General features: G+C 48.4%; 17 protein-coding genes and 1 pseudogene. 16 read left to right on the forward strand and 2 right to left on the reverse strand.

What is annotated here, in order from left to right; all coding sequences use genetic code 11:
• Positions 1-38: 38 nt before the first annotated feature.
• Positions 39-605 carry a hypothetical protein gene (locus tag BM082_RS20110; protein WP_017013474.1) on the reverse strand — a complete coding sequence of 189 codons (567 nt, stop codon included), beginning with the start codon at positions 603-605 and terminating at the stop codon, positions 39-41.
• A 391-nt stretch (positions 606-996) separates the two neighbouring features.
• Between BM082_RS20110 and phnC the strand changes: the two genes are divergently transcribed.
• From phnC to phnP, 14 genes are all read left to right on the forward strand, one after another.
• Positions 997-1,830 (forward strand): phosphonate ABC transporter ATP-binding protein, encoded by an 834-nt coding sequence (gene phnC, locus BM082_RS20115; RefSeq protein WP_017009700.1) that lies wholly within the window; start codon positions 997-999, stop codon positions 1,828-1,830.
• Positions 1,831-1,857: 27 nt separating this feature from the next.
• A complete protein-coding gene (gene phnD, locus BM082_RS20120; protein WP_017013473.1) occupies positions 1,858-2,853 on the forward strand; it encodes a phosphonate ABC transporter substrate-binding protein in 996 nt (331 codons plus the stop codon).
• 137 nt (positions 2,854-2,990) lie between these two features.
• Positions 2,991-3,779: a phosphonate ABC transporter, permease protein PhnE gene (gene phnE / locus BM082_RS20125; protein WP_017009702.1), complete on the forward strand. Its 789-nt coding sequence runs from the start codon at positions 2,991-2,993 to the stop codon at positions 3,777-3,779.
• 72 nt (positions 3,780-3,851) lie between these two features.
• The gene (phnF, locus tag BM082_RS20130; RefSeq protein WP_017009703.1) at positions 3,852-4,547 is read left to right on the forward strand and encodes a phosphonate metabolism transcriptional regulator PhnF; all 696 of its coding nucleotides are present in this window, start codon (positions 3,852-3,854) and stop codon (positions 4,545-4,547) included.
• Entirely contained in the window at positions 4,548-5,000 is a 453-nt protein-coding gene (phnG, locus tag BM082_RS20135; RefSeq protein ID WP_017009704.1) for a phosphonate C-P lyase system protein PhnG, read from the forward strand.
• The gene (gene phnH, locus BM082_RS20140; RefSeq protein ID WP_017013472.1) at positions 4,997-5,605 is read left to right on the forward strand and encodes a phosphonate C-P lyase system protein PhnH; all 609 of its coding nucleotides are present in this window, start codon (positions 4,997-4,999) and stop codon (positions 5,603-5,605) included. The genes phnG and phnH overlap by 4 nt, the downstream gene beginning before the upstream one ends.
• Positions 5,596-6,696, forward strand: coding sequence for a carbon-phosphorus lyase complex subunit (locus BM082_RS20145; RefSeq protein WP_017013471.1), 1,101 nt, complete (start codon positions 5,596-5,598; stop codon positions 6,694-6,696). Before phnH ends, BM082_RS20145 begins: the two co-directional genes overlap by 10 nt.
• Positions 6,693-7,580 (forward strand): alpha-D-ribose 1-methylphosphonate 5-phosphate C-P-lyase PhnJ, encoded by an 888-nt coding sequence (locus BM082_RS20150; RefSeq protein WP_074928382.1) that lies wholly within the window; start codon positions 6,693-6,695, stop codon positions 7,578-7,580. The genes BM082_RS20145 and BM082_RS20150 overlap by 4 nt, the downstream gene beginning before the upstream one ends.
• A complete protein-coding gene (gene phnK / locus BM082_RS20155) occupies positions 7,571-8,392 on the forward strand; it encodes a phosphonate C-P lyase system protein PhnK (protein ID WP_017013469.1) in 822 nt (273 codons plus the stop codon). Before BM082_RS20150 ends, phnK begins: the two co-directional genes overlap by 10 nt.
• A gap of 8 nt (positions 8,393-8,400) precedes the next feature.
• Entirely contained in the window at positions 8,401-9,123 is a 723-nt protein-coding gene (gene phnL / locus BM082_RS20160; protein ID WP_026024855.1) for a phosphonate C-P lyase system protein PhnL, read from the forward strand.
• Positions 9,124-9,138: 15 nt separating this feature from the next.
• A complete protein-coding gene (gene phnM, locus BM082_RS20165; RefSeq protein WP_017013467.1) occupies positions 9,139-10,275 on the forward strand; it encodes an alpha-D-ribose 1-methylphosphonate 5-triphosphate diphosphatase in 1,137 nt (378 codons plus the stop codon).
• A 45-nt stretch (positions 10,276-10,320) separates the two neighbouring features.
• Complete coding sequence (gene phnN, locus BM082_RS20170) at positions 10,321-10,896, forward strand: ribose 1,5-bisphosphokinase (protein ID WP_074928386.1); 576 nt, start codon at positions 10,321-10,323, stop codon at positions 10,894-10,896.
• A complete protein-coding gene (locus BM082_RS20175; RefSeq protein WP_017013465.1) occupies positions 10,889-11,551 on the forward strand; it encodes a DapH/DapD/GlmU-related protein in 663 nt (220 codons plus the stop codon). The genes phnN and BM082_RS20175 overlap by 8 nt, the downstream gene beginning before the upstream one ends.
• 71 nt (positions 11,552-11,622) lie before the next feature.
• On the forward strand, positions 11,623-12,381 hold the full coding sequence (gene phnP, locus BM082_RS20180) for a phosphonate metabolism protein PhnP (RefSeq protein WP_017013464.1): 759 nt from the start codon (positions 11,623-11,625) through the stop codon (positions 12,379-12,381).
• A gap of 244 nt (positions 12,382-12,625) precedes the next feature.
• Here the strand turns inward: phnP and BM082_RS20190 are convergent.
• Positions 12,626-13,249 (reverse strand): annotated as a pseudogene (locus BM082_RS20190) (carboxypeptidase M32); the annotation flags it as partial.
• A gap of 279 nt (positions 13,250-13,528) precedes the next feature.
• On the opposite strand from BM082_RS20190, the gene BM082_RS20195 reads away from it, so the two are divergent.
• On the forward strand, positions 13,529-14,557 hold the full coding sequence (locus tag BM082_RS20195) for an outer membrane beta-barrel protein (protein WP_017013462.1): 1,029 nt from the start codon (positions 13,529-13,531) through the stop codon (positions 14,555-14,557).
• A gap of 406 nt (positions 14,558-14,963) precedes the next feature.
• Positions 14,964-15,212 (forward strand): transposase (locus BM082_RS20200; protein WP_074928388.1); only part of this gene is annotated, 249 nt, incomplete at its 3' end.

Below are 15,212 nucleotides of genomic sequence, written 5' to 3' on the forward strand. Positions count from 1 at the left end.
CGTGTCGGCTTTTTTATTTTTAGACGAAGTACTTTCGTTTAGTCGATAGAGACATCGCCTTCGAGATCTTTCAGGATCATTTTTTGAATGTCGATGCCCATCGTCATGACGATTAAGCTCCAGTTCAAAAATGGCAGAGACCCATTGGCAACACCGTGTGCAAAGTTCGATGCGTTCCAGTGGAAAACTGTCGAAAGCTTCTCGGTCGTTAGCGAATCATAATTGTCATTGTCAATCAGATCGCTGAATTGCGCTTGAGTCGGGCAAAGAAACTTGTCGTTTGGTCTAAACGCCGTTGGCTTGAAGTAAGACAGCACCTTTCTCACATTCACTTCTATAACGTCACCGTTACTTTGAATGTTCGGCTTACCAACCAGAGCACATAGGAAACACCAGCATGGGTAAGGGATAGAGGAAAGGTTGTCTGGCTCGTTTTTGTAACGAGCAGTCCAAGCATTGACGTTCTTTGGTTGCAACCCCGTCACTTTCGCAAGTTGAACAGCGTCGTACCCATTGTCTTTCAATAGGTTAATAATCACCGCAACTTCTGAAACAAAGGGTTTTGTCCATCGGCTGAAAGGCGCAAGTGTTGTATCTCTAATCATGGCTGAGTTAAATCTTATCTTTAAACAAACAGGTGGTTTGCTTCATTGTAACCTTGACCGGAATCATACGTGCCTCGCTTTATAAGTCTAGTTTTATTGCGCTTGCGCTTACGCCTTAAGGAGTGAGGTGATGAATCAACATAAGCGCTCTTTGCAATACATCTCACCCGCACCTAAAACACACAGCATGAAGTTTTGGTGAATAGCTCGTCTAGACAAGTCACTGAGCTTAGCGAGATAAAATAATCAGACGACCGAAAACACTGGCCGAAGTGGTTATATACATCTCCCTAATTTAATGAAACATCAACCCACCTGAAACCATTCCGTTATAAAAACGACACAAACTGGCTACACGATAGGGGCACCACATAACGAGGTTCCCTGAAACATGGATAGCATTATCGAAGTGAATGGTCTGACAAAGACGTTTGGAAAGAACAAAGCGCTCGACCAGATCAACCTCAAAATCCAACACAAAGAAATGACAGCACTACTCGGTCCATCTGGTTCTGGTAAATCGACGTTGCTTCGCCACCTAAGTGGCCTGGTCTTCTCTGATAAAACTGAAGAGGGACAGATTCAGGTGCTGGGTAAAACCGTACAGAGTCAAGGCAGAGCTTCCGGTCAGGTTCGTCATTGTCGCGCTCAGGCGGGTTACATCTTTCAGCAGTTCAATCTGGTAAATCGATTGTCAGTGATGACCAATGTGTTGATTGGTGCACTCAACTACACACCATTTTGGCGCACGCTTACTGGAAACTTCACCAATCAACAGAAAGAAGAAGCCATGGCGGCGCTTGAGCGTGTCGGCATGCAGGATTTCGCACACCAACGTGTTTCTACACTCTCTGGTGGTCAGCAACAACGGGTGGCCATTGCCCGTGCGTTAATGCAGAAAGCCCGCATCATTTTCGCCGATGAGCCTATTGCTTCTTTGGATCCTGAATCTTCCCGCATCGTGATGGAGCTTCTCAGCGACATCAACCGACGTGAGGGTATTCCTGTGATTGTCACGCTTCATCAGGTCGACCATGCCCTCAAATATTGCCAACACGTTGTCGCACTGCGCGACGGCAAGATTTTCTATCAAGGCGAAAGCGCCGCAATTGATAAGCAGGCATTGGCTGACCTTTACGGCAGTAAATCTGAAATAACACTGGAAGTCGGTATGGATGAACAGCCAGCTTCTGTGAAAAAAGCACCACTTTCTCTCATCAGTTAAACCGTTAACGCATAAAGGACGATGACGATGTTACGAGCACTACGCAAAATCACCTGTGGACTTGGCATGCTGGCTGCGGCTGTTGCTGCCCCTGCGTCTGCTGAAGAAACAATGGACACACTGAACTTCGGTATTATCTCTACTGAATCCCAGCAAAACCTCAAATCAGTATGGGACCCGTTCCTGGAAGATATGAGCGATAAGTTGGGCATGGAAGTGAAAGCCTATTTTGCCCCTGACTACGCGGGCATCATCCAGGGCATGCGTTTCGACAAAGTCGATGTTGCATGGTTTGGTAATAAATCTGCGATGGAAGCGGTTGATCGAGCGGGTGGCGAAATATTTGCCCAAACAGTTGATGCAGCTGGAAACCCAGGTTATTGGAGCTTATTGGTTGTTCATAAAGACAGCCCAATCAACAGTGTTGAAGACATGATTGCAAACCGCGGCAAACTGGCTTTCGGTAATGGCGATCCAAACTCAACGTCTGGGTTCCTTGTCCCTTCTTATTATGTGTTCGCAAAGAACAACATCCAACCTTCTGACTTTAAACGTACGTTGAATTCAAGCCATGAAGTGAACTTGTTTGCGGTAGCCAATAAGCAAGTTGATGTGGCAACCAACAATACAGAAAACATGCGTCGTTTCGAGCGCACTAATCCTGAAAAATTCAAAAATATCAAAGTGATTTGGCAATCGCCTCTAATCCCTTCTGACCCCATCGTATGGCGTAAGAATCTGCCAGAAAATGTGAAAGATGATGTTTACGACTTCTTTATGGATTACGGCACGACAGGTGATGCGAAGGAAGTTGCAATTCTTAAAGGCTTGGACTGGGCACCGTTCAAACCGTCAAGCGACTTGCAACTCTTACCGATCCGCCAACTGGCGATGTTCAAAGAGCTGAATGGCCTGAGAAATCAGGACAAACTTTCAGATAAGCAAGCGTCTGAACTGGCGAATATCAAAAGTTCTTTAGCTGCGCTTAACCGCCAAATGAGTGCGCTAGAAGCGATGGAATAAAGGTTACTCGAGCAACCAGAGGGAAAAAGGGGCATCAGAGACCACACAACGCCTCTGATGCTCTCCCCAGGCTGCTCGGAAAGATAGAAGCATGGCTGGCCAATAGGCTGACGAATTAAGCTTGATGGAATTCAAAAATGAGCAGTGATACCGCCGTTTTAATCGCGCCACAAACATCACAATGGAAACGCTTTGTCGGCATGTTACTTGTCGCCATTGTACTTGCTTGGTCTTGGCAAGGTGCAGAAATGAATCCAGCACAACTGGTAAAAGACTCAGGAAATATGGCTGAGCTGGGCGCTGATTTCTTCCCCCCGGATTTTACTCACTGGACGCTTTATGTTGAAGAAACTTTGATCACAATTCAAATCGCGATTTGGGGCACAGTGCTCTCTGTCCTTCTTTCCATTCCTTTGGGTCTGCTTTGCGCAGAAAACATTGTGCCTTGGTGGGTTTACCAGCCGATGCGCCGTTTGATGGATGCAGCGCGTGCCATCAACGAAATGGTATTCGCCATGTTGTTTGTTGTCGCTGTGGGGTTGGGGCCGTTTGCTGGGGTATTGGCGCTATTTGTTCACACCACGGGTGTGTTGGCAAAGCTGTTCTCAGAAGCTGTCGAGGCCATTGATATTGGCCCTGTCGAAGGTGTAAGGGCAACGGGCGCCAACAAAATTGAAGAAGTGATGTACGGAGTATTGCCTCAGGTGCTGCCACTATGGATTTCTTTCACCTTGTACCGGTTTGAGTCGAATGTCCGCTCAGCCACCGTGGTTGGTATGGTTGGTGCGGGCGGTATTGGTGTGTTGCTCTGGGAAGCGATTCGAGGATTTCAGTTCCAGCAGACTGCGGCCATCATGCTCATCGTGATTGTGACCGTCAGTTTGATCGACTTTGCGTCTCAGTACATTCGCAAAATGTTTATCTAACAGCTCAACCTTTTATTTGACTCAACTTGTCTAGATAACCCAGAAGCGCAAAGGGATGCAGAGGGATTAATCATGCGAGTTTATTTAGATATCGCCAGGCATCTCGAACAGGAAGTTCGAAAGCATTTTCAGGCGGGCGATTACCTGCCGTCTGAATCCAAACTGGCGAAGAAATATGACGTTAACCGCCACACAGTAAGACGCGCTATCGACGAGCTGGTTTTTACTGGACTCGTCGAGCGTCAACAGGGACGCGGCAATATGGTGGTCAGTCAACCTTATGACTACCCCCTGCATTCTGGTGCGCATTTTACTGACAACTTGATAGAGCAAGGCAGTTTACCGACCAGCCAGGTGATCAGCAGGGGTTTGGTCGCTGCGAACGAGAAAATGGCAGGTATGTTTGGTGTTGAGCTGGAATCGCAAATCATCAAGCTTCGCACGCTTCGCAAGATCAACGGCATACCCGCTAGCGTCATCGATCACTATCTTGCCGATCTTGATTGGTGGCCAGTCGTAAAGCACTTCGAAGTGGGCTCTCTACACGTTTTTCTCAAAGAAAAGTTGGATATGAGCCTGACTCGTAAAAGCACTCGGCTTAGAGCCATGATGCCGAAAAAGACCGATTGTCGTTTGCTTCAACTGTCAGGCAAGACACCCATTATGGTGTTTAAAACCACCAACGTAATCACAGGAACTGACCGGATCGTGGAGTTTTCATCATCCCATACACGTTCTGATCTGGTCGAGATTGTTTTGGAGCATTAAATGGAACAGGAGCAACACACACCGCGTCAGCGCTGGATGTCAGTCCTCGCCAGAACGCAAGCCGATGCGCTGATAGCGCACTGGGAAAAGCTCTGCCTGACACCGCAATATCAATTGGTTCGCGCGCCAGAGCTTGGATTGGCTCAGGTTCGTGCTCGAATGGGCGGAACAGGCAATGCCTTCAACATGGGCGATGTCACTATTACCCGCGCCGTGGTTCGATTGGAAAGCGGCGAGTTGGGTTACAGCTATGTCACTGGTAGAAGCAAACAACATGCAGAACTTGCTGCTGTGGTAGACGCAATGATGCAAACCACAGCGCATGATGCGCTGCAGCAAGCGCTGATCTCACCGCTTGCTGCAGAGAAAGCAGAGCAAGAACAGTTACGTGCAAGGGAAGTGGCGACCAGTAAAGTGGACTTTTTTACCATGGTGAGAGGAGAGGACGAATGAGCAAGATAACAGCGGGTTTTGACTCTCCCGTGCATGATGCGCAGCAGGTCTTCCGTGAGTTAATGGAAGCTATGTCCCGCCCTGGAAAGCGCGTTTCACTGGATTATTCTACTCAGTTTGGCTCTGCCAGCCTTGCTGCAACACAGGTATTGCTCACGTTAGCAGATAACGCGACCCGCTTATGGCTTTCACCTCACTTTGGCACAGATAAAGCCTTGATTGAAAATATCCGTTTTCATTGCTCCTCACCGTTGACAGAGCTGAAGTCCGAATCCGTTTTTGCATTGGTAAGAGGCAGTGAACTCGAAGAGTTCGAAGGCTTCAATATTGGGGACGAACAGTACCCCGATAAAAGTACCACCTTGATTATTGAAGTCGATAGCCTGACAGAAGGCGATACGTTGAGCTTTGCGGGGCCAGGTATTCAGTCTACAACGGAAATGAAAGTGAAGGGTTTGAACCCATTGTTTCTTCTCGCTTTGGTAACAAAACGCAGCCACTTCCCCCATGGTGTGGACATTCTGTTTACCTCTGGCAGTGATGTTATCGCATTGCCTCGCTCGACAGCAGTGACATTGGAAACGGAGGAAGCCACATGTATGTAGCCGTAAAAGGGGGCGAGAAAGCCATCGCTGCTGCCCATGAATTACAGGATAAGAAACGCCGAGGTTCCCTTTCACAAGCTGCGCTGAATGTGGAGCAAATCGCCGAGCAACTGGCGGGGGCTACTGACCGTGTAATGACTGAAGGTGGCATCTATGACAAAGAACTCGCAGCGCTGGCTATCAAGCAAGCGGGCGGTGATTTAGTAGAAGCTATCTTCCTGCTTCGCGCTTATCGCACCACCTTACCTCGGTTAGCGGTCACCGAACCTGCCAAGACCGAAACGATGAAAATCGAGCGCCGTATCTCTGCCACCTATAAAGATTTGCCGGGCGGACAGGTGCTTGGTCCGACTTATGACTACACCCATCGTTTGCTTGATTTTGCTTTGTTGGCAGACGGAGGAGAACTTAGCGAACCCGCCAAACTGACTGATATTGATGAGATGGCACATTGCCCGAGAGTGATGAGCATTCTGGAAAACCTCGACCTGACGGTGACTGAGGAAGATAGCGGCAAAGTCCCAGATGATATCACCATGGAGCCTCAAACATTCCCGGCAAACCGAAGTGCAAGGTTGCAGCAGCTCGCTCGCAGTGATGAGGGTTTCTTGCTGGCACTGGGCTATTCCACCCAACGTGGTTACGGGCGAAATCACCCATTTGCCAGTGAAATTCGTTCTGGAAAAGTCACGCTTGAAGTTGTTCCTGAAGAACTAGGCTTTGCCATTGAAATTGGTGACATCGAAATGACCGAATGCCAGATGATCAATGGCTTCACTGGCAGCAAAAATCACAAAGCGAAATTTACCAGAGGTTACGGTGTCACTTTTGGTTTTTCTGAACGTAAGGCGATGTCGATGGCATTGGTAGACAGAGCGCTGCTGTGTGGGGAATACGATGAAGTGCCACAGGGGCCCGCGCAGGATGAAGAGTTTGTGCTTTCACATGGAGACAACGTGGAAGCAGCCGGCTTTGTCAGCCATCTGAAACTGCCGCATTACGTGGACTTCCAAGCTGAGCTCGAACTCATCCGCAAGCTTCAGAAAGAATTTGATGCCCGTAAAGCACCGAGCGAAGGAGAAGCGAAATGAATACGCAAGCCGTTCAAAGCGGTTATAACTTCGGCTATCTCGATGAACAAACCAAACGTATGATTCGACGCGCACTGCTGAAAGGCATTGCGATTCCTGGCTATCAGGTACCTTTTGGCGGCCGTGAAATGCCGATGCCTTATGGATGGGGCACGGGTGGTATTCAAATTACCGCAGCCATTATCGGTGAGCCTGACGTACTCAAAGTGATTGATCAGGGCGCAGACGATACCACCAATGCAGTTTCCATCCGTTACTTCTTTGAAAAGGTTGCTGGCGTTGACACTACAGAGCGTACTGAACAGGCCTCCTTGATTCAAACCCGCCACCGTATCCCAGAAAAACCGCTGGATGAAGGTCAGATACTGGTGTATCAGGTCCCGATCCCTGAGCCCTTACGCTTTATTGAGCCACGTGAAACAGAAACCCGCAAAATGCATGGTCTGGAAGAATATGGCGTGATGCACGTGAAGCTCTACGAGGATATCGCGCGCTATGGCCATATCTCGACCGCATACGCCTACCCAGTGCGGGTCAATGGTCGCTACATCATGGACCCTTCGCCCATTCCAAAATTCGATAATCCCAAGATGGACCAAATGCCCGCGCTTCAACTCTTTGGCGCTGGCCGTGAGAAGCGTATTTACGCCATTCCTCCTTACACCGATGTGAGGAGTTTAGATTTCGACGATCATCCCTTTGAAATCCAGAAATGGGATGAGCCTTGCTGTATCTGTGGCTCAACAAGCAGCTTTCTGGATGAGGTAGTGACGGATGATAAAGGTAACAGAATTTTCGTGTGTTCCGATACCGATTATTGCAATGACCAGCAGACACAAAATGCTCTGAAAAAGGAGCAAGAGGAGAAGCGCGCGTGTCAGTAACAGAGTTAGGTCGCGAGCACGCGACGCTGCGAGCAACGAACTTGCAGCCACTATTAGAAGTACAAGGCCTTACCAAGCTCTATCAGCCAGGCAAAGGGTGTCAGGAGATCTCTTTTGATTTATGGCCGGGCGAAGTGCTGGGTATTGTGGGGGAGTCAGGCTCAGGAAAGAGTACCTTGCTGCGTGTGCTTTCAGGCCGCGAAATACCGGATTCAGGCGCCGTGAATTATCAGTTCGAGAACGGGGCCCAGTCGAGCTTATATGCGCTCTCTGAAAGTGGACGCCGTCGATTAATGCGTACCGATTGGGGGGTTGTTCACCAGCATCCACTGGATGGATTACGCCCGAGGGTTTCCGCTGGCGGTAACATCGGTGAGCGACTCATGGCGGTGGGAAACAGACATTACGGTGATATTCGGGAGCAAGCGCTGGACTGGCTTTCTCAGGTGGAGATCCCTACAGACCGAATCGATGATATGCCGATCACTTTCTCCGGTGGTATGCAGCAGAGGCTGCAAATTGCCCGCAACCTGGTGACGCATCCAAGACTCATCTTTATGGATGAACCGACAGGCGGGCTTGATGTGTCTGTGCAGGCAAGGTTGCTGGATTTGATACGAAATCTCGTTACGGACTTAGGACTGTCTGTAGTCATCGTGACCCATGATTTGGCTGTCGCGAGATTACTGGCTCACCGACTGGTGGTAATGAAAGAAAGCCGAATTGTTGAGGCTGGACTGACTGATCAGGTGCTCGATGACCCGCAACATCCTTACACGCAGTTGCTCGTATCATCCGTCTTGCAGGGGTAGTAAAGACCATGACAAACACAACTATGTTGAGCGTATCGAACGTCAGTAAGACTTTCGTCCTTCACAATCAAGGCAGCGCAAAGCTCTCCGTACTCGCAGACTCCAGCTTCTCTGTCGACAAAGGAGAGTGCGTCGTGCTGCTGGGGCGTTCCGGTGCAGGCAAGAGTACCTTGCTCCGCGCGCTCTATGCGAACTACCTCGTCGATAAAGGCGAAATCAATGTACGGCACCAAAATACAAAGCAAGGCGAGCATTGGGTGGATATTGCTAATGCGCTGCCTCGCGACATTCTGGATGTTCGCAAAAACACCTTGGGTTGGGTAAGCCAGTTTCTGCGCGTCATTCCGCGTATTAGTGCACTGGATGTCGTCGCGCAACCTTTGGTGGAGCAAGGGGAATGCAAAGACACTTCACGCCAAAAAGCGGGTGCTTTGTTGAAGCGACTCAACGTGCCGGAACACCTTTGGCATTTGGCACCCGCGACATTTTCTGGTGGTGAACAACAGCGTGTGAACATCGCTCGCGGATTTATTGTCGAATCACCGATTCTGTTGCTCGATGAACCGACTGCATCACTGGATGAAAAAAATCGTGATGTAGTGATTGAACTCATTCTGGACGCTAAGCAACGGGGAGCCGCGATTGTTGGCATATTCCACGACGAATATGTGCGTCAGCAGGTGGCAGATAAGTTCTACGACATTTCAACCGCAACACTGAAGCCAGCTTAAGGGAAGGAAGCGACAATGATCATTACTAATGTTCAACTGGTGTTGGAAGACGAAGTCGTCAATGGCTCGTTAGAAGTTGAGAACGGCATTATTCGCGCCATGTCTGATTCACCTAGTCAACAACCGGGAGCGGTTGATGGCAATCAGGGATGGTTGATGCCGGGGCTGATTGAGCTACATACCGACAATCTGGAAAAGTACTTCACACCCCGACCAAAGGTTAGCTGGCCTGCATTTTCGGCCATGGCAGCGCATGATGCGCAACTTATCGGAGCCGGTATCACAACGGTTTTGGATGCGATTGCAGTGGGTGATGTTCGTGATGGCGGTCATCGTCAGGATAATCTCGACAAGATGATTCATACCATTGTCCAAAGCGGCGAAAGAGGCCTTAACCGGGCAGAGCACTTTGTTCATATCCGTTGTGAGTTACCCCACGAGACGACGGTTGATTTGGCTAAGCTTTACCTCGACTTGGAGCAGACCCATATGGTGTCCCTAATGGACCACTCTCCGGGTCAGCGCCAGTTCGTTAATCTCACCAAGTATTACGAATACTACCAGGGAAAATACAACCTCAATGACGAGGAGATGGCCGCATTCGAACAGGATCAGCGTGAAAAGTCCGCGATATGGTCAGACTTAAACCGACGAGCGATTACGAGCCTTTGCCATGAGAGAAATATCCCTCTTGCAAGCCATGACGATGCGACCCGAGCTCATGTGGAAGAGTCACGTGCACTGGGCCTAGTGTTGGCGGAATTTCCGACCACTGTTGAAGCTGCGCAGCGCTCCCATGAACTTGGATTAAAAGTAATGATGGGGGCACCCAATGTGGTTCGCGGCGGCTCGCACTCAGGCAATGTAGCAGCGCATGAGCTGGCGTCGTTGGGCGTGTTAGATGCATTGTCGTCTGATTATTTCCCCGGCAGTTTGCTGGATGCGGTTTTCCGTCTCGCAGATGATGAGCGCAACGCGCTGGATCTGGCGTCGGCGACTTGCCTAGCGACACGTAATCCAGCGTCTGCGCTTAGCCTTACTGACCGTGGCGTCATTAAAGAAGGCATGCGGGCAGATTTGTTGCTGGTTGAGCGCCATTACGACCAACCTTATGTGCAGCAAGTGTGGCGTCAGGGGCGCCGTGTGTTCTAGGGTCTGTTGACCTTGGGTGATCACACCCTAAGGCAGGATAAGAAAATGGCAAAGCTGTTTTACGTACTCGGTGCTTCTGGGGCAGGAAAGGATTCGCTGATCAATGCAGCCAGAGAACGTTTCTGCGACAGGCTAATGGTGGCGCATCGTTATATTACACGCCCGGCCTCGGCTGGTAGCGAGAATCATGTGGCATTGAACGAGGCTGAATTTGACCTTCGGATCAAGCAAAAACTGTTTTCAATGCACTGGCGAGCGAATGGACTGCGCTATGGGGTAGGGCGTGAAGTGGAAACTTGGTTGGCGTCAGGCATGGATGTGATGGTGAATGGTTCTCGCGCGTATTTGCCATTTGCCAAGGGCGTATTTGGAGAACAGCTGGAAGTGGTGTGGATTTCGGTCAGTCCCGACGCTCTCAGAGAGCGCCTTGAGGCACGTGGGAGAGAAAGCATGGGTGAGATTACGCAACGCTTGGAACGCGCTATTCACTATGATGCGGTGCGTCCGGCCAATGCGATTCATCTGGACAACAGTGGGAAACTTGAAGACACCGTCGCTCAGTTTGCTTATCAATTAGATATCGTGCTGTGCAAGGAATACCGAGACAATCACGATGAATGAGCATCACTTCGACACAAATTTTATTTTGCATGAAGAGGCAACAATTTGTCACGATGCTGTGGTCACTGATTCGGCACTTGGGCGCTGGACGGAAGTCGGCGAGCGCACGCTATTAGACCATGTTGCACTGCAAGACTTCAGCTATATTGGTCCCGACAGTGAAGTGGCGAATACTGAAATTGGTAAGTTCACCTCGATTGCGTCAAAGGTTCGTATTAATCCCGGCAACCACCCTTGGTGGCGTCCAACTTTGCATCACTTTACCTATCGCCCTGGAAAATATGGAATGGAAGAACTCCAACAGGGCGGCTGGGACAAGGACGCAGAAATATTCAACTGGCGGGCGGAAAACCGGGTGACCATTGGTCACGACGTCTGGATAGGGCATGGTGTGATCATTCTGCCGGGTGTGACCGTCGGCGATGGTGCGATCATTGGCGCAGGCAGTGTTGTCACCAAAGATGTGGAAAGCTATACCATCGCGGTTGGCAATCCAGCGAAGACGCTGCGGCCACGGTTTGAGAATATGGATACCGCGAGGAAGCTGGAGATCCTGTGCTGGTGGGATTGGCCGGAAGAGAAAATCAGGCAGTATTTTCCGTACTTTCAGCAAAGCGCCGAAGCCTTTATTGAAGCAGTAGAGAATCGCCACTGATTGTCAAAACTTAAAGGGTTTAAATTTCAAAGTTAGGCAGATACCCAACTTTTTTGTGTATGGAAGAACCAATGTTAAGAGTGACCTTGCTAGGAACAGGGGCGGCAGGGGGCGTTCCCCTCTATGGATGTGCATGTGCCGCATGTCAAAGAGCCAGAGAACACACGACATTTGAACGAAAACCCTGTTCCGCTATGGTGGAGTGGGGAAAAGGAAGCGCACGAGAGAGGTTATTAATTGATGCGGGCTTGATGGATCTGCATGAGCGCTTTCCTGCGGGGAGCTACCATGGCTTTTTGCTGACGCATTTCCATGTCGATCATGTGCAAGGGCTTTTTCATTTAAGGTGGGGCAACCCTTCACCCATTCCTGTTTGGTGTCCTGATGACGAACAAGGTTGCGCTGATCTTCTCAAGCATTCTGGTTGCTTGCGGTTTCTGCCAGAAATGAACCATGGCGATGCGGCCAATATTAATGGCCTCCGTGTCACCCCACTTCAACTCAAACACTCGCGGCCAACGGTTGGGTACTTATTCGAATATGGTTCAAAAAGTATCGCGTACCTTACCGATACAGACGGACTACCCGCTCAAACACTTGATTTCCTTGCCTCGCTAACCCAGTTGGATAGTTTAATACTTGATTGTTCTTTTCCGCCCGAGCACGGGGGCTCAAACCACGGAAACGTTGAATCTGCACGCCAGGTTTATGAAAAGCTGAGGCCAAAGCAGTTTATCGTTACTCATATTGGTCATGATCTGGATTGTTGGTTGATAGAGAATGACAATCCAGACTGGATGGAAATTGGCCGAGAAGGGATGGTGGTATAGCGAGGTTTTTCGTTGCACTAAATCATCGCCCCCTCTCAAGCGTAAGAGGGGGGCGATGACCGTCAGTCATGAAGCTTCCTATGCTATTGCTCTATCAGTGCCTGCAGTTCGTTGGCGGCCAGTTTAGAGACGTTTCTTACATTGGCGCCATTGCGTTCTGTATCTTCGATAACGGATTTCAGGTTATCTTTCCTTCGGTATTTCTGGCGATCTTACTTTTGATTTTCTGCACTGATGCTTTTCTTCAATTGTTGAGATAACGCGCAATAAGATGTTGTTTGAAATATTCCGGATTGAGCGGTTCACCCGTGGCCTGAATCACTAATTCATCAGTGGATAGCGTTGAACCTTTCGACCACACATTTTCTTCCAACCATGCACTGATTGGTGAGAAATCGAGGTTCCTTAAGCACGCATCCACGTCGACGGTTTTGCGCATCGCAGCCATGAATTGAGCGGCATACATAGCACCTAGCGTATAGCTTGGGAAGTATCCGAAACTTCCGTCGGTCCAGTGAATATGTTGCATACAACCCTTGGTGTAATTCCCTTCAGTATCAATACTCAAGTATTCCTGCATTTTTTTGTTCCAGAGGGCAGGGATATCATCGACTTCTATGGTCCCTTCAATCAGGCCTCGTTCGATTTCGTAGCGAAGAATGATGTGCGCAGGGTAGGTGACTTCGTCGGCGTCAACGCGAATAAAGCCAGGCTGAACGCGTTTGTAGAGTGTGTTCATGTTATCAAGCGAAAATGCGGGGTCGGCTTCTCGGCCAAATGTTTGGGCTGCCATTTTTGCGATGTGCGCGACAAATTCCGGTGGACGTGCGATCTGCATTTTGACGAACAGGCTTTGATTTTCGGAAATAACACTAATAGCAGTCGAGGTGAAAACGTCATTGTTATAGTGGCTAGTAATGCTGAAATTTTATTTTTGGGGAGTGTTTACTAGTTGGGTTTATATTGCCCTGATGCGTTGGGGTTTTAATTTATAATCAAGTTTTATTTTTGTAAGTTTATTCCTACCAAAAAGATGGTTGAGTTTATATGAATGATCTTTAAGATTAAATGCTCTTTAAATAAATCCCTTTAGCTAAATTCAATTGTTGTTAGTTGTTAATTTTGTTATTGGTATAAAAGGTTAATTATGAAAATCACAAAAACAAAACTGGCTACGGTTATTTCATCCGCATTATTTTTGGCTTCGGTTTCAAATGTGGCAACTGCCGACGTGTATGTAGGTGCAAAGTATGGTTGGAATGACACAAACAAAGATTGTAAGTCTGACAGCCGTTGCGAGAGTGATGGACAAGTAGCTGGCATATTTACTGGATACGAGTTTAACGAGTACGTTGGACTAGAGCTGGATGCCGACTACTTGGGGCAAATAGATAGCTACCAAAATGGCACACTGGCTGATGATCTGTATGCAATTTCGCTAACGCCTAAAATTAATCTCCCCGTTACTGAGAATATTAATGTATTCACCAAACTAGGTGGGGCATACGTTAACTTTGATGGTAATCAAGAAGACTATGTTTTCACCGGTGCGGTTGGTGCTGAGTATGCCGTGAACTATAACTGGAAAATTCGCGGTGAGTACCAGCGCTTTGAAGATATAGAAACTCGCATGCTGTCTTCCGTGGATGCCAATGTTTTCACATTAGGCGTTCAGTACAAATTTGGTTCGCCTGCACCAGTATACGTCACCAAAACGATTCAAATGACCGATGTTGTTGAAAGTACAGAGCTTGTCACTTACACGCACCCAGTCGTGCTTAAGACGGTACAGTTTGGCTTCGACTCGGTGATGATGAATGATTCATCAAGCCTTCGCGAAGCGGTAAAAGTGCTAAAAGCGTACCCAGAAGCTAAGGCAAATGTGATTGGCTTTACTGACAATACAGGCCCGCAAACAGTTAACCGTCTACTGTCTGAAAAGCGTGCGAAAGCGGTAGCGGAATATTTGGAGCAAGACGGTGTTTCATCAAGTCGCCTGAAGGTTGAAGGGATAGGCGATGCTGACCCTGTAGCTGATAACGATACAGCAAAAGGCCGAGAAATGAATCGCCGTGCTGTGGTTGAAGTCCCTTCGTTTGATTATCAAGTTGAAGAAACGGTGATGAAAGAAGTGGTTCGTGATGTCACTGTGACTGAAGAAGTTATCGCGGAATAACTGACGAACCAATCTCAGACCATTTAATGGTTCTAAAATATTACAATTAGAGGAAACAGCGTGTTGGATGTTCAAATCGACAGGATGTCGAACCTCTATGATCCTAAAATCTAGTTCCTGCGTTAAATTATCATCCTTTATCCTTTATCCTTTCTCTCCCTTGAATCGTCTACTTAGCCCGATTTCGTCACGTTCGGGCATTTAGATTCTCGCTCGTTGTTTAAACTCTTCAATGTAAACACAAACACAGACCAACGGTCACTAATGGCATGAGTGAATTGAAAATAGCCGTTATGAACATTACTTTTTCCGTTTAATACAGTCGACAAGTTTCTCCATTAAATGAATAGCCACCGACTTGATAGACACCCCTGAGTTAGACATTATGACTAACAGAGAGGTGTTTATGAGTGGTAAGAGATTTCCAGAAGAATTCAAAATTGAAGCGGTAAAGCAGGTCACCGAAAAAGGCCACCGTGTCGCGGATGTTGCCCATCGTTTAGGGACAACAACGCACAGCCTATATGCGTGGATAAAACGCTACGGCCCTGATGCTTCTCATCATCAAGCCAAGTCTGATGAAAGCGAAGAAATTCGTCGCCTCAAAAAGGAGCTGAAACGCGTCACAGAAGAGCGCGACATATTGAAAAAAGCC

Origin of the sequence: Enterovibrio norvegicus DSM 15893, assembly GCF_900115495.1 — a bacterium.
Taxonomy (GTDB): domain Bacteria; phylum Pseudomonadota; class Gammaproteobacteria; order Enterobacterales; family Vibrionaceae; genus Enterovibrio; species Enterovibrio norvegicus.

Coding starts and splice junctions, on each gene's coding strand:
- phnH (WP_017013472.1), top strand. CDS start 4,997: ATGAGCAAGATAACAGCGGGTTTTGACTCTCCCGTGCATGATGCGCAG.
- BM082_RS20195 (WP_017013462.1), top strand. CDS start 13,529: ATGAAAATCACAAAAACAAAACTGGCTACGGTTATTTCATCCGCATTA.
- phnP (WP_017013464.1), top strand. CDS start 11,623: ATGTTAAGAGTGACCTTGCTAGGAACAGGGGCGGCAGGGGGCGTTCCC.
- BM082_RS20110 (WP_017013474.1), bottom strand. CDS start 605: ATGATTAGAGATACAACACTTGCGCCTTTCAGCCGATGGACAAAACCC.
- phnG (WP_017009704.1), top strand. CDS start 4,548: ATGGAACAGGAGCAACACACACCGCGTCAGCGCTGGATGTCAGTCCTC.
- BM082_RS20175 (WP_017013465.1), top strand. CDS start 10,889: ATGAATGAGCATCACTTCGACACAAATTTTATTTTGCATGAAGAGGCA.
- BM082_RS20150 (WP_074928382.1), top strand. CDS start 6,693: ATGAATACGCAAGCCGTTCAAAGCGGTTATAACTTCGGCTATCTCGAT.
- BM082_RS20145 (WP_017013471.1), top strand. CDS start 5,596: ATGTATGTAGCCGTAAAAGGGGGCGAGAAAGCCATCGCTGCTGCCCAT.
- phnM (WP_017013467.1), top strand. CDS start 9,139: ATGATCATTACTAATGTTCAACTGGTGTTGGAAGACGAAGTCGTCAAT.
- phnF (WP_017009703.1), top strand. CDS start 3,852: ATGCGAGTTTATTTAGATATCGCCAGGCATCTCGAACAGGAAGTTCGA.
- phnN (WP_074928386.1), top strand. CDS start 10,321: ATGGCAAAGCTGTTTTACGTACTCGGTGCTTCTGGGGCAGGAAAGGAT.
- phnE (WP_017009702.1), top strand. CDS start 2,991: ATGAGCAGTGATACCGCCGTTTTAATCGCGCCACAAACATCACAATGG.
- phnD (WP_017013473.1), top strand. CDS start 1,858: ATGTTACGAGCACTACGCAAAATCACCTGTGGACTTGGCATGCTGGCT.
- phnL (WP_026024855.1), top strand. CDS start 8,401: ATGACAAACACAACTATGTTGAGCGTATCGAACGTCAGTAAGACTTTC.
- phnC (WP_017009700.1), top strand. CDS start 997: ATGGATAGCATTATCGAAGTGAATGGTCTGACAAAGACGTTTGGAAAG.